Source organism: Gottfriedia sp. NPDC058432, assembly GCF_042721555.1.
In the GTDB taxonomy this organism is placed as follows: Bacteria; Bacillota; Bacilli; order Bacillales; family Bacillaceae_G; genus Gottfriedia.
In genome coordinates, this window is the sequence record NZ_JBHXLC010000002.1 from 37,178 (window position 1) to 52,292 (window position 15,115).

Annotated in this window: 9 protein-coding genes; 7 read left to right on the forward strand and 2 right to left on the reverse strand. The window is 31.6% G+C overall.

Going from position 1 to position 15,115, the window contains the following annotated elements:
- Window positions 1–63 precede the first annotated feature (63 nt).
- Window positions 64–1,713 carry a PQQ-binding-like beta-propeller repeat protein gene (locus ACFWM3_RS02485; protein WP_390310040.1) on the forward strand — a complete coding sequence of 550 codons (1,650 nt, stop codon included), beginning with the start codon at window positions 64–66 and terminating at the stop codon, window positions 1,711–1,713.
- A 199-nt stretch (window positions 1,714–1,912) separates the two neighbouring features.
- Window positions 1,913–2,491 carry a YARHG domain-containing protein gene (locus ACFWM3_RS02490; protein ID WP_056469488.1) on the forward strand — a complete coding sequence of 193 codons (579 nt, stop codon included), beginning with the start codon at window positions 1,913–1,915 and terminating at the stop codon, window positions 2,489–2,491.
- A gap of 149 nt (window positions 2,492–2,640) precedes the next feature.
- Here the strand turns inward: ACFWM3_RS02490 and ACFWM3_RS02495 are convergent, their stop codons facing one another.
- A complete protein-coding gene (locus ACFWM3_RS02495; protein ID WP_390310042.1) occupies window positions 2,641–4,023 on the reverse strand; it encodes a M48 family metallopeptidase in 1,383 nt (460 codons plus the stop codon).
- A gap of 246 nt (window positions 4,024–4,269) precedes the next feature.
- On the opposite strand from ACFWM3_RS02495, the gene ACFWM3_RS02500 reads away from it, so the two are divergent.
- The 4 genes from ACFWM3_RS02500 to ACFWM3_RS02515 all read left to right on the forward strand — a co-directional run bounded on the left by ACFWM3_RS02500 (window position 4,270) and on the right by ACFWM3_RS02515 (window position 11,880).
- Window positions 4,270–5,568: a TcaA 3rd/4th domain-containing protein gene (locus ACFWM3_RS02500; protein ID WP_390310044.1), complete on the forward strand. Its 1,299-nt coding sequence runs from the start codon at window positions 4,270–4,272 to the stop codon at window positions 5,566–5,568.
- 779 nt (window positions 5,569–6,347) lie between these two features.
- On the forward strand, window positions 6,348–6,965 hold the full coding sequence (locus ACFWM3_RS02505; protein WP_056469499.1) for a lysozyme family protein: 618 nt from the start codon (window positions 6,348–6,350) through the stop codon (window positions 6,963–6,965).
- A gap of 307 nt (window positions 6,966–7,272) precedes the next feature.
- Window positions 7,273–10,107, forward strand: coding sequence for an SH3 domain-containing protein (locus ACFWM3_RS02510; RefSeq protein WP_390310046.1), 2,835 nt, complete (start codon window positions 7,273–7,275; stop codon window positions 10,105–10,107).
- Window positions 10,108–10,233: 126 nt separating this feature from the next.
- A complete protein-coding gene (locus tag ACFWM3_RS02515; protein WP_390310048.1) occupies window positions 10,234–11,880 on the forward strand; it encodes an Ig-like domain-containing protein in 1,647 nt (548 codons plus the stop codon).
- A 539-nt stretch (window positions 11,881–12,419) separates the two neighbouring features.
- On the opposite strand, the gene ACFWM3_RS02520 is transcribed toward ACFWM3_RS02515, so the two are convergent.
- Complete coding sequence (locus tag ACFWM3_RS02520) at window positions 12,420–13,076, reverse strand: sugar transferase (protein WP_056469505.1); 657 nt, start codon at window positions 13,074–13,076, stop codon at window positions 12,420–12,422.
- 1,344 nt (window positions 13,077–14,420) lie between these two features.
- Between ACFWM3_RS02520 and ACFWM3_RS02525 the strand changes: the two genes are divergently transcribed.
- On the forward strand, window positions 14,421–15,041 hold the full coding sequence (locus ACFWM3_RS02525; RefSeq protein ID WP_056469508.1) for a YigZ family protein: 621 nt from the start codon (window positions 14,421–14,423) through the stop codon (window positions 15,039–15,041).
- Window positions 15,042–15,115: the final 74 nt, after the last annotated feature.

Consider the following 15,115-nt stretch of genomic DNA (forward strand, 5'->3'; position numbering starts at 1 on the left):
ATTATATATAATCTTAGTAGTTTCATATTATTTGTCTACTAAGATATGAGGGAGAGAGCTTAATTGAAGACAAAGATCGGTATAATCTTTTCTGCTGCAATACTTTTAACAAGTATATTTAGTTCACCATCGTTGACACACAGAGGCACTAAACATGAGACAAATTTAATAAGTAGTAATGAAGTAAAAGCTGCAATAAATCAAGAGAGCAGTGAACAATCAACAATTCAAAAGTTTGAGACGAATCAACAAAAAAAGTGGGAAGCACTTCAACTGAATCCACTCCCAAGTAGTAAAAACCTAACTTATAGTTTCAGTAATAGCACAAAAGTTTTTACAAAGCCTTTCCCAGAGCAGTATCAAACCGTTAATGGAATACTGAGCTTTCGAGGCGGACCTTTCCGAAATAATGGTTCGATGGGAACGACAGTTATTTCAAAGCAAAAGTTAGTTAAGAGCTGGTCTTTTCAAACTTCTTCTTCAGCTGGATGGGGCGGGGGCTCAGGATGGACTGGTCAACCTAGCGTAATTGAATGGAAACCACAAGAACAAAAAATTATGAATTTATATTCTCAATTTAAAACAAAGTCAAACTTTAAAGAAGTAGTTTATGGGTCTTTAGATGGGAGAGTTTACTTTTTAGACTTGGCAACAGGTAAGAAAACGAGAAATCCAATTAATATTCAAAATCCAATTAAGGGTAGCGTGGCTCTTGATCCACGTGGATATCCTCTTTTATACATTGGACAAGGTATACCGCAAACCGGGAAAATAGGCATGAGGATTTTTAGTCTAATTGATGGCTCTCAATTAGCATTTATTCCTGGAATAGATTCTTATTCTTTCCGTGGTTGGGGTGCTTTTGATGGATCTGCGTTATTTAACCGAGATGATGATGCTATGTTAGTTGGCGGGGAAAATGGACTAGTTTATTTTATAAAACTAAATACTAAATATGATCCAAAGGCTAAAAAGATAAAAATTTCTCCAGTCATTTCAAAATATCGATATAAACTTAAAAATAATTCTTACCAAGGTATTGAAAATTCAGTAGCAGTATTCAAAAACATTGCATATTTCGCCGATAATGGTGGCGGTATTCAAGCGCTAGATATTATTAAGAAAAGGCCAATTTGGGCAAATAATGCATATGACGATACGGATGCGTCAATTGTCATTGAGAATTCTAATGGTACACCGTTTTTATACACAGGTTCTGAAATCGATAAACAAGGAACTAAAGGCTATGCACGCATTCAAAAGTTAAATGGACTTACTGGTAAAGTAATTTGGGAGAAGAAAATACCAGGTTATTCGATAAAAGGTAATCATCCAGTTAATGGTGGATTATTGGCGACACCAATTGTTGGAACTGGACCATTAAAAGGACAGGTTATTTTTAATATTTCAAGGTATAAAACGATGAATGGTGGCTTATTAATTAGTTATGATACAGTTACTGGGAAAGAAAAATGGCATTTAGATTTACCAAACTATGCGTGGTCTTCTACAGTAGCGGTTTATACAAAAGGCAATAAAGCTTACTTAATTCAAGGTGATTCTGTTGGTAACATGTACTTAATTAGTGGTAGTGGAAAAATTATCAATAAGATTAATCTAGGTGCTAATATTGAGGCGTCTCCAGTTGTAGTTGGCCAACAAGTAATTGTTGGAACTAGAGGTGGTAAATATATAAGCGTCAATATCCAATAAATATAGTGGTGAATGATCCCTAACTCCGTTTGAGGAGCTAGGGATTTTTTGTTTATTTGTATAATTTTTTTTAAAACGCTCTTTTCAATTGTGTTAATAACGTATTAAACTTCTATTAAAATAATTGGATTTTAAGCAAATAGATTAGATAATATGATAAGTGTATCTATTTATTACTGTATTAGGGGAGTGAAAGGATTTGGCTAATAAGGGAGAAAATGAAGTTGAAAGTCGTTCAGAACATAGAAAACTTAAGAATAAGGATGATGGTTTTAGTAGTAAACGATACTTTTCGTTAATACTCGCAATAGCTGGAGTACTAATAATAGGCGCTACAGCAATTTTTTATGTTTACCCAAAAATAATGAACGAAGGTAATATTCATCCAAAAAATGCTTCTACAGAGTCAGTGGCGGATAAGGATGTAAAAAAAGAAACAAAAAGTGAAAAGACGGCTGAAACAAAAACTAAGGAAGTAGCTAAAGAAACAACTACTAAGGAAACAAAAGTTACCGATGTAGAAAAGCAATCAAAAGATTATATTTTACCAGGTAGTAATAGTAGAAAACTAACGAATGCAGATCTAATTAAATTAGCTCCAAATGATTTACGTTTAGCCAGAAATGAAATCTATGCTAGGCACGGTTTAGTATTTAAATCTAGTGATTTGACGATTTATTTTAGCTCGAAGTCTTGGTATAAACCTAATCCAGCATATGGCGGACAGCTTAATGATGTAGAACAATATAATTTAAATTTAATTAAATCAAGGGAATAGTTGGATATACAAAAAATCTTAAGAAAAATAACTACAGTTCCTTGTAATAAGTTATTAAAAAAAGCAAAGTTCAGTGATTAATGAACTTTGCTTTTTTAATTTGCTATAATACAATGCGTTTGAAAAGAAAATAGCTACACGAGTATGTCTTAAAGGTTAATCTCGCTTCCTTGATTAGCTAACCATTTTATGATTTTCGTTGCTCCATTTTCCTTTGCTACTTCTTTTACTGTCATTCCATCCACGTTCTTTATTGATAAGTCTGCACCTTTTTTAATTAGGTATTGGAATGTTTTTACATCGTCTACATCATATGTTGTATCAAAAATAGGTGTTTCCCCAGAACTGTCTTGCTGGTTAATATTTGCTCCGTATTTTAGTAGTAAGTCAATTGCTTGCTTGTCTCCCAAAGAAGAAGCGGCATGTAAGAGTGTCCAATCATCTGCATCTCCTATAGAAGGATCAGCTCCGTTATCAAGTAATAATTTTAACATCTCTAAGTTAAGATGGTCTTCATCAGTATATGAAGTTACGAGAAGTGGAGACTCGTAGTCATCATTCAATTCATTTACGTCTGCACCTTCGTCAATTAACTCTTTAACTTGTTCAACATCGTTATCAAGTACTGCTTGCGTTAATGGTGTTTCCTTAGATAAATAACCATCAACGAATGATTGTGCTAGTGGAATCGCTTTTTCTACTAATAAGCCTGCACCGACTAAAACTCCGAACGACAATGCAAAAACAGTTATAGCAATCCCGTATACGCGTTTTGGAGTTTTAAATAGAATATCGCTTTCTACATTATTAAAATGATGCAAAGCGTTAATACGTTTTGGTAAAGTTGGATGAGACATTAATCGTTCACTTAACCAAATTAAAAAACCTTTTTCATTGCTACTATTTAATAAATATTCACGTTGATCAATTCGTTGATAATATTTGCGTCCAACTGCTAACATCGTAAGTGCTTGAGTCGATGCTTCAAAATCATTTATATAATAACTAGCCATTCGATCACTTGTATACTCACATGCACGTGAATAAGCCGAACCTAAAAAAGGAACCCAATTTGCAGGTAATACTAAAGCTTGTTTCAGAATATGATTTCGTTTAATATGTGCAAGTTCGTGTGCAATCACAAAATCAACTACTTTTGGGTTTGATTCAATCTCTTCGAATAGATCTGAATATAAAACAATCATATTCCGTCCAAAGAAACGCGTAGCAAAAGCATTTAATAATCCTCCAGATTGGATTACATAAAAATCTGGTAGAAAATAAAAGCCCATTTCCTTTGAAATTTCTCTTGTTCTCAAATATACTTCTGGGAATTGTTTTTCAGTAATCTTAACACCATTTATACGTATGTGGGCGGTGTAAATTAAATGGGCAAAGAGTGGTAAAACGATTAATATTCCTAAAATAATAAGACCAACAACACTTAAAATTAGTAATAAATAAATTGGAATACTAATAATTAAAAGTAATATAAAATAAATCGATTCTTTCCGATTAACTAACGGCTTCACTTTTTCTCCTCCTATCTCTCAGTCCTTATAGTTTAACAAGTAAATAGAGAGGATGTCATACATATATTTAAGAGAAATGAAACCAATTACTTCCACTAAATATTATAAAAAATTTCTTTTTACCCTTTAAATAAAAAATAGTATGATAGACTATAGTTTACTTTTTTAAGTTTTTATTTAGATTCAATTTATATATTAAAAACAAGCCTGATTTAGAATGAAAATTTAAGGGGAAGTTAAAAATAAATGGAAACTCAGTTTAGAGAACAAAATTCCTTGTCAAGAGCGGGTATACGAACAATGAGAAATAAACGAATACCTAGTTTTAATAGAAAATGGATGTTTATTTTAATACCGATAATCGTCATATTAATTACACATTTAACATTAAATTACTTAAATTCGCCTAAAAGATTAGTGAAGATTTTTGATAAAGCTGTGTCAGATAATAATTTTAAAGAAGTCACACATATGCTACAAAAAGGCGGTACGGGGGCATCCCTAGATGAAGAGTCAGTAATCGCATTTATGGATTACTTGAATAGCTATGATGTATTAGATAATTTAGACGATATGATTCAAAATAATAAAGTGGTTAATAGTAAATTAATAGATAGTCGTGGAAATTATGTGCTTTCAATTAAAAAGGGTAGTAAATTTTTAGGGATTTATCAAACTTATTTAATAAGTGCCCAACCATTCGAGTTAACGATTTCTTCGCCAATTGACGACATTGACTTAAAATTAAATAATCATATTACACACTTGAAAACAGACGAATACGAAACAACATATCACAAAATTTTACCCGGAAAGTACACTTTGGCTGTTTCATATAAAGGTGTTTATAGTGATGTTAAGGATGCAGTTGATATAGATTTTTCTTCTGCTACAAAAAATAAATTATCACAGGAATTAACCTTTAATGTTAGTTATGTTCAAATTTACTCCAACGAACCTGATGCGGAACTTTTTGTAAATGGAAAAGACACTGGGGAAAAAGTAAGTGACCTAGATCGATTTGGTCCGTTTTTATTAAATGGTAAAACAGTAGTTCACGCTGAAATTGAAAAAGATGGTGAGTTACTTAAAACAGATGATATTCCAGTTACAGGGAAGTATGTGGATTTAATGTTTGATACGCCAGTTGAAAAGCAGGACGACACAGGTCAAAAAGATGGATTCTTTGCAGGCCTTAAACGATTTTTTGATAAGTATTTACCAAGTCCTAAGCCTTCTTCTGATTTGGAAGAAAAGCAATTAATTAACGGATTGTTTAATCAAAATGGCCAAGCATTCTTACAGTCTAAGGAATATCAAGACAAAATTAAGAAAAAAGATACAACACAAAAACTCACAAGCTTTTCTATGAAAAATTCAAAGCAAGATGATTCAGGTATGATCATTACAACAAATGAGACGTATGAGATAACTGAAAAAAATGGAAAAACTAAAGTGAAATCATTTGAAATTACTTACCACTTCTCAAGAGAAAATGATGAATTGAAAATGGATCGAATAGTAGAAGTAAAAGAGATAAAGTAAAGTGTAGTAAAAGAGTCCACCTTAGGTTGGACTCTTTTTAGGGTAATGAAATAAAAATGGTCAAACGTAAGTTAAGTGAACATTATTGATAATACAATTCATTCTTTGATGATCCATTAATGGTTTTAAATGTTAATATGTTTGAGCGGTTTTATAATAACAACAAACTCTAGTAATTGTTTACTCTTGAGAAGTTAAAAATTTTTAAGAACAAATTTTTATAAAAACAAGTATAGATGATTATTATAATAAGTTATGCTTGGTCTTAATTGACATACAAACTGATTAACAAGCTGTTGTATTACTTTAGTAAAAGTTGTTAGAGTAGTTTTTTAGTATAATCATTTTTTTGATGAAAGAGTTGATTGGAACGGAGGGTTGCTCGACTCCTATGGGAAATGCGGGAAGGCTGAGACCCCACAGGAACGAACGTGACGAGGAGGCTCAGGTCTCGCCCCATGGAAAGCGAGCATCCTGTAGTGGAAATCAACCTCACTAAGCTCCTTTTACGAAAATTTGATAATTAAATGACAAGTTTGTTTTTCAACAGCGTGAAAAGAGTCCAACTTAACTTAGGTGGACTCTTTTTTGTTGTTTCAAAGTTGGTTAAGTCCATAATTATTAAGCTGGGGTTAAAAGGGCGACATTCTTATTAAGTTTTTATTAAAAGAAATATTTCTTTTTTCACATTTTAATGTCAAATATATGTAGTTTTAGCACATTGCTTTTTTAAATAGGAATATTCGTTATAATGTATTAAAGAGAAATGTTTGGAGGTAATGAAAAAGAATAGAATGTGGAAATTTATTAAAAAACTTCTTTTATTTACACTTCTGATGTCAATTATTGGGTTATTTGCGATCTATCGTTACTATTTCCAAGGCGTGTTGAAGTATGAAACACAAGTTTATACTGAATTAAAGGCGTCTGATTTAGAAGAATACACTCCTTTATTACTAGGTCTAATGATGCAAGAAACGAAGGGGAAAGGAAAAGATCCAATGCAGGCTTCAGAATCACTAGGACTTGCAAAGGATAGTATTCAAGATACTTCAAAAAGCATACAACAAGGGGTCTCACACTTTAAAGACGTGTATTCCTATGGTAAAAAACAAGGCGTTGATTTACAAACCATAATACAAAGTTACAATATGGGAATTGCCTATATTGATTTTGTAAAAAAACATGGTGGTAAACATTCAGATCAACTTGCTAAAACGTATTCACTATCGATGGTGGAGACGAATCCTGAGCTTTATACGTGTAATAATAATAAGAAAAATTTCAGATATCCATATTGTTATGGAGACTTCACATATAGTCAAAAAGTAATGAAAAAAACAAAGTACTTTGAGATTTTAGTCCCGCTTAAACATAATATTGTAGGAAAACCATAGTCCATGGAGAAGAGTAAATGTCTTCTTTATGGACTTTTTAACTTTTTTTTTAGAATTGTGTCAATTTAATTACAAAATGGTTGTCGTTTCGATAAAACAAAACAATTTCCTTTTTTTACCGATATAATTATTGAACAAAACAATTCAAATTCCGACATTTTATGACTTATACTTAACTTTAGTGTTATTTTTTGTTAATTTCATTTTAAAAACATTTATAATTTATTAATTTTACTAGCTTAATAGAATTGGATTGTTTTATTCTACGGTTTAAATGTAAAAATGGTAGGAAAGGAAAGTTAGATACATGAAAAAAATGGGAAGAGTACTTTTGGTATCAACAGGCATCTTAGTAGGCACCTCCAGCATTTCCTGTCCTAATATTGGTTTGGAAACATCAAAAGCGAGTGCAGCGATCGTAAATATTAAAACGAAGTATCAAACGACAGCAAATCTAAATTTAAGACAGGGGGCAGGTACAACTTATAAGTCCATTTTGACTATTCCAAAAGGAAAAGTAATTACTGCTACTCAAAGAAATGGTAAATGGTACAAAGTGACTTATAGTTCAAAAACTGGTTGGGTAAGTGGTACTTATTTAAAGGAATATTATAAATATACTACTCAAGCGACTGCATATTATTTTACAAATAAAACTACTAAACTATATCCAACGCCTGATACCAAAAAAGCTGCAGTATATTCTGTAGTTGTTAATAATGGGTTTTATAGTACTCAAAATATTGTAAATAGCATTGGCCAAACATGGTTCCGCGTTAGTTACAATGGCAAAACATTGTATGTAAATAGCGCAGATGTTACGAAAAGTGCTGTAGCTACATTTGCCCAAACAAAATATAAAGCAATTAAAAATACAAGTTTATATCAAACATATGGTATATCATCTAAAGCGCTATCAAGTATTCCGGCTGGTACGGTTATTTCATCATCAAAACGTGTTGGTAACTGGTATATCGTCACGCTTAATGGTAAAACGGGATATGTTTATATTAATAACTTTACAAAAGTAAATGAAATAAAATATGAAACAACAAGTACTGCATATTATTTTACGAAAGCAGTCACGAACTTATACGCAACTCCAGATGCAACTAAACCTGTAGTAACTACAGTTAGTGGAGATAATGGCTTTGCTTCAACTCAAAAAGCAACAGATGTAGTAGGGAAGCTCTGGTATCGAATTAATTACAAAGGACAAAATCTTTATGTTAAGAGTGAAGATGTAACTGCAAATAGCTTTACAACGTTTACCACTACGAAATATAAAGCACTTAATGCAACATATTTATATGATTCGTTCGGTAATGCATCAAAACAGCTTATTCAAATTCCAAAAGATACAGTTATCCAGATTAGCAAAAAAATTGGTAATTGGTATAGTGTGACTTATAACGGTGTAAGTGGATATGTTCATATTAGCAACTTTACAAAAGTAAATGAAATAAAATATGAAACAACAAGTACTGCATACTATTTTACAAAAGCAGTCACGAACTTATACTCAACTCCAGATGCAACTAAACCTGTAGTAACTACAGTTAGTGGAGATAATGGCTTTGCCTCAACTCAAAAAGCAACAGATGTAGTAGGGAAGCTCTGGTATCGAATTAATTACAATGGACAAAATCTTTATGTTAAGAGTGAAGATGTAGCTGCAAATAGTTTTACAACGCTTACTACTACGAATTATAAAGCACTTAATGCAACATATTTATATGAATTGTTCGGCAATACATCAAAACAGCTTATTCAAATTCCAAAAGATACAGTTATTCCGATTAGCAAAAAAATTGGTAATTGGTATAGTGTGACTTATAACGGTGTAAGTGGATATGTAAAAGCAGTGGATTTCGGAAAAAGTGATGTCGTGACAATAACTAATATAACAGATACGACGTATATTACGACTTCAGAATTAAATATGCGTCAAACGTATGATGCTTCTTCATCATTACTTACAGTAATTCCGGTTAATATGGTTTTAATTGCGACTGATAAAGCTTCTAACAATTGGTATAAAGTTAGTTACAATGGTAAAACGGGATATGTATCTGGATCATATATCAAGCAAGTAAAGACTGGTGACCCAATGACATCAAGAGATAGCTACCAGTTTATCGATCTGCGTACACCGTCGCCTGTAACTGCTGCGCAAATTAATACCTATATTGCTAGTAATGTGAAAAGCGGAGCTAAGAGTATACTGACTAATCAAGGACAATTATTTATTAATGCTGGAAATAAATATGGTGTAAATGCACTTTATTTAGCAGCACATGCCATTCATGAAAGTGGATTTGGTACTTCTCAAATTTCATTAGGAAAAAATAACTTATTTGGCTTTGGTTCATATGATGCAACACCATACATAGCATCATACAAATTTATGAGTGTACAAGAAAATATAGAGTATATTGCACGCTCAATTAAGTCTACCTATTTAAATCCAAGTAACTGGAAATATCATGGTGCATATCTTGGATTTAGTACTAAAGATATGAGTAATGTAAGAATAGATGCAGCGAGTGAAGGGATGAATTTTTATTACGCGACTGATCCAAACTGGGGTAATTTGATTGCGCAACATATGCAAAAAATTCTACCGTTTGATAAAGCGTATTATGATAAAGCTCAACCGAATACTACGATTCCAGGCAGTCCATCTACCCCTGTTGGTAGTGATGTATTCCCTGCTAATATCCAAGCAGTTGCAAAAGGAAACATTGATCTATACACTGCAAAGGGAGATGCGGCTAAAGTGAAATCGATCTCAGCTGGTACCGCCTTCCTTCTTCTTGAAAAAACAAATGATTATTGGATTAAATTATCAATTGATGGAAATGTTTTTTGGACAAACAGTATCAAGTTAAATGCCTATAGTCAAACTTTATCTGTTAAAAACTTAGGTAGAACAACAGATGCTTTAAACGTGCGCTCATCTGCAACTACAGCTGTAAGCAATATAATTAGTACGTTGAACCTTAATACTTATGTAAGTATTGTTACAAATACAGATGGTACTTTAACAATGGATAGTACAAAAAAATGGTATAAAATCCAATTAGCGGACGGAAGCTTTGGATGGGTATCTTCAAGTTATGTTAGACAAGAATTAAAATAAAAAAGTGACTCCTCGTGAGTCACTTTTTTACTAGTTTAATTGAGTAACAATTTTTAAGATAAATATGTTTATATGTTACAATGAAAAATAGAAAATTATTTAACTAGATTGGGGAGGAGTAAAATTTTGAAATCAACAATGTTAAAAGTAGGTTTATTAACGACGCTTTCCATTGGCTTAGTTGCTGGAAAAGCATCAGCAGCAACGGATTGGTCCACGAAATGTTTACCAATGGGCGCAATTAAACAAAATGTAAATCCATCTAATCAACAAATTAACTGTTTATTAACGAATGCAGCATTAAGTAAGAATATTCCACCTGAGGTTGTAAAATCAATTGCAATGAAAGAATCATCATGGAGACAATTTGATGAAAAAGGACAACCAGTTGTTTCTACAGATAATGGATTTGGAATTATGCAAGTGACGGATTCAAACATTGATACAGAGAAATTGAAAAGTGACATCGTATATAATATTGAAACTGGTGTTAATATTTTAGACCAGAAGTACAAATTATCGTCATTACCAAAAATAAAAGATGCAGGAAGAGAAATTATTGAAAACTGGTATTTTCCTGTAATGGCGTATAACGGTACAATGCCTGTGAATAGTCCGTTAAAAAGAAATGATGACCATTTAATCATAAGGAACTTGGAAACTTATCAAGATAAAGTATTTAACATCATTGAAGACCAAAGTTTATTAGGAAGTACAAAACTTGCTCAATATCCATTTGCATATGATGATTTTACTTATGATCCAAAACTAAACGAAAGTATAAAATTTAATAAGCCGGTTTATACGATGACAAGTGGATTACATGAGTCTGCTTATTTATTGAAAAAAGGCGATATCGTTAAAGTAACAATGGCTGGCACAAAGCTAAGAACTCAACCGAATACTTCATCTTCATATACAGCTCAACCTTTAAATCAGGTATTTGTTATTAATGGAGAATTTAAATACACTGAACCAAATAGTAGCTTAAATCATTTTGTATGGTTCCCAGTAAAATCAACTGATGGGAAAAAATCAGGTTATATCGCTTCTTCATATATTGCCAAAAAGAAAGATTTTGTAGCTCCAATCGTAACTGGGGTAAAAAATAATATTTCATATAATAAAGACGTAAAAATTACCTTTGATGAAGGTACTGCTTTATTAAATGGTGCAGGATTTAAAAATGGTCAAATAGTTAGTAAACAAGGCAAATACACTTTAGTTGTGAAAGATGAGGAAAGTAACACAACTACAATCACCTTTACGATTGATAAAACAAAACCCACAACACCAACAATGAGTACAGTTTCAGATCAATCAACTACTGTTACGGGAACGGCAGAAGCAGGTTCTACAGTTAAACTATACATTAATGGTAAGTTTCAAAAAAGCACAACAGCCGCATCAAATAAAAGCTATAAGTTTACAATTTCAAAGCAAAAAAGTGGTTCGACAGTTAGTGTAACTGCTACGGATAAAGCTGGAAATGTAAGTGCAACAAAGTCTTTAAAAGTATTAGATAAAACACCACCAGCTCTTCCAGTTGTTAATAATGTTACTTCAAAATCAAAAACTGTAACAGGAAGTGCTGAGAAAAATGCTTCAGTGAAGGTTTATCGAGGAAGTACATTAATAGGTCAAAGCTCCGTTAATTCTAGTGGTAAATTTTCTGTGTCAATAAAAGTACAGAAAGCAAACACGTATTTAAAGGTTTATGTCATTGATAAATCAGGAAACAAAAGTGTTCGTACGATTAAAGTTATAAAATAGCAAAAAGCGATGCAATAAGGTTTTTTCTTATTGCATTGTTTTTTTTTGATTTTTCAAGTTCTTATGGAAAGAGTAAATATATTTGTTACAAACTTTGAATTAATTGTTTCATCTCTAATGCTCGATAAATTAGAGACGAGCATCTGCTTTTTCATAATCTATTTAGGATGAATGCAATTTGTTTTTAATATGTGGATAACTTGTTAATAAAATTAGTATTTATCGACAGGAAGAAATGTTTAACATTTTTCATTTTGAAAGAATTTTGTCGTATCTTAATATTTCTTAGCTGCTTGTATTAATTTATAAACAAGTGGTTTGTGGATAAGTATTATATGTTATCCACAAATTGTTAATAAACTTCAGAAATTGTGGGTAATTTTCGGAATTTAAAGTGTTTTTTTACCTTAACAATTATTTAATGATTAATACAACTTATTATTAAAGAAATTAAAAGGCCTTTTCCCAAATGAGAAAAGGCCTTTTGTTAAATTATTCTTATTTTTAATTAAGAGAATTCTGAACTTGTCTTATATTACTTAACGAGCACCTTCACCAGTCAAGACAACTTTAATTGTTTTAAACATAATTCGAATGTCCAAAATGATTGATCGATGTTCTATATAATGTAAATCCAAGACTAACTTCTCTTTCGGTGTTAATTCATACCCGCCATTCACTTGTGCCCAACCAGTTAACCCTGGTTTGACTGTTAAGCGATTAGTGAAGCCTGGTACTTCGTGATTAAATTTGACTAAAAAAAACGCTCTTTCAGGTCTAGGACCAACAAGACTCATATCTCCACGTAAGACATTGACAAACTGCGGTAATTCGTCGATACGAGTTTTTCGAAGGAAGTGACCAAGTTTTGTAATGCGAGGATCATCCGTACTAGCCCATTGTGGTCCATTTATCTCTGCATCCATACGCATTGTTCTTAACTTATAAATATTAAAAATCTTCCCATTTAATCCAACTCGTTCTTGGATGAAAAGAGCAGGGCCAGGAGAATCAATTTTAATTAAAGCAATAAAGAACAATACAAATGGTAAAGAAATAACAAACGCGAGCGACGCAAAGACAATATCCAATGTTCTTTTTATAAATGAATAAAAAATACTTTTCTTTTTTAATGACTCAAGTTGTTGAATGGAATATCGGCTTTCAACCTTTTGTTGAGTATTCTGTAAGGCCATTTAAACACCCCAGTTTATAATTTAGGCCCATCCTTGCAAGTGCATTGCAACATGTCCTAATGTATAACGTTTACGTTGTATAACATCATAACAATTATAAATGTTCGCAGAAAAAAATCAAATTAATTTTATGTTACAGGCTTATTACTCCACATAAAAAGTTCACAAGGGTACCTTACACTTGTAGTGTGTGCAAGAATGATTTATTAATCGGCATTACATTAATTAGTAATAGATCAAGTTTTTGTCCAGGTCGACTTTTTAGTTATTATTATTTTAGCATAAAGTAAGTGGAAAAATACGTCGCTTTGAATAGCACTTTTCCAAAGAAATCAAAACCCCATATAGATGTCTCCATACTTAAATGCACTATCATACGTTATTGTAAGAAAATAACTAAATAAAAGCATCTGATATAAGAACAAAAGAGGATTTTACTACCTTTTAATTACCTTTGTTTTGTAATTGGGTATGTAATAACAATATTTTGATGATTCTCCTTATAATTTATTATGAATAAATTTAGGTTTTTTATCCTTACTTTAAATCATAAGTAATCCTATTTTTATTTTCTTCCAAAAATCAACTCCCTCTTTTGTAATTGCCCAAGATTTTTAAACTTATGTCAAACATTCGTTTAGCACTTTTCATCGCTGTTCTATTTGGCTTTGAATTAAGTTAACGCAATTTATAATTTATAAAGTCTCATAAAGGACTATATATAATTTTCAGAGTGGAGTGTCCCTTTTAATTTTATGATGGTAAATAAAATGCTCTTATTAACCGCAGTTTTAATCACCGCATTATTAAACTTATTACCGCAGAAGAAATATGATTCTAATATTTTTTGAACGTTTAGATAATCTTCTTCCTCGAAAAAAGCGTAAGCCGAATAAACTTTTGTATAAAACTTTAAATAGTAAATGAAAAAACAAATATTAGTGGGGTCATGACTAGATATGATTAAAGATGAAATGGATATCATTTAGTTTTCAATATGGTTAAATTTAATTTAAATTGAGTAGAAATCTCTTGATGTGGAAGCAGTAGATGATATAAATTTTTTTATGCATAGCGGATAGACAGTTTGAAATTCGTATGAATAAGAAAACTATACTTCTGTATGAAATGATTAGATCAAATCGGCTGATCATATTGTAGTTGCTTAAAGTTTCCTACTAGATAATTAAGCATTATTACTAATGTTACTGTATAAAATCTTGTCAGTAAATACTTACTTTTGAAGAATGTTAGTGTTTTTTAAGGAATGGAATGAATAATTGTAGTAATATATTGAAGTGAGTCGAAATTTTTGTTTAATTTAGTCGAAAGGTTAGGTGTTAAATGCTAGCGAATTATTTCACGGTTTGTGGCTTTGGTAGTCATGAGATTGAGATTGAAAAATCGAAATTTATTTGTTACATAAATGAAGCGAAAACTGAAGTTGATGCGCAACGATTCATTTCAGAAATTAAAAAAAAGCATTTTGATGCATCCCATAATTGCTCAGCTTATTTAATCGGTGAAAACGATGAAATTCAAAAAGCCAATGATGATGGTGAACCGAGTGGTACGGCTGGGGTTCCAATGTTAGAAGTTTTGAAAAAGAGAGGATTAAAAGATACTGTTGTTGTTGTAACAAGGTATTTTGGCGGTAAAAAGCTTGGAGCAGGAGGATTAATTCGTGCATATGGACAGGCAGTCAGTGAAGGGTTAAACGCTGTTGGAATTGTTGAGCGCTCATTAGTAAAAGTAATGAACATAAAGATTAATTATAAATTGTTAGGTAAAGTAGAGTTCGCTTTACGTAACTCACATTATCATTTAGAAAATGTTAACCACATGGAAGATGTAAGCTTTGAACTTTGGATTAAGATTGATGAAGTAGATATCTTCAAAAACTGGATGATTGAGTTAACAAATGGTAGTTGCCATATAAATGAAAGTATTGTTAAATACATGTAGTAGTTTAGCTATTATAAATAGTGAATTTTTGACTAATTTCAAATAGAACAATCATACTAACTTTAAAGGAGGTC

What these genes read in the sequence shown, in the direction of transcription:
- ACFWM3_RS02500 (WP_390310044.1), top strand. Translation starts at nt 4,270, where the DNA reads ATGGAAACTCAGTTTAGAGAACAAAATTCCTTGTCAAGAGCGGGTATA.
- ACFWM3_RS02505 (WP_056469499.1), top strand. Translation starts at nt 6,348, where the DNA reads ATGAAAAAGAATAGAATGTGGAAATTTATTAAAAAACTTCTTTTATTT.
- ACFWM3_RS02525 (WP_056469508.1), top strand. Translation starts at nt 14,421, where the DNA reads ATGCTAGCGAATTATTTCACGGTTTGTGGCTTTGGTAGTCATGAGATT.
- ACFWM3_RS02520 (WP_056469505.1), bottom strand. Translation starts at nt 13,076, where the DNA reads ATGGCCTTACAGAATACTCAACAAAAGGTTGAAAGCCGATATTCCATT.
- ACFWM3_RS02510 (WP_390310046.1), top strand. Translation starts at nt 7,273, where the DNA reads ATGAAAAAAATGGGAAGAGTACTTTTGGTATCAACAGGCATCTTAGTA.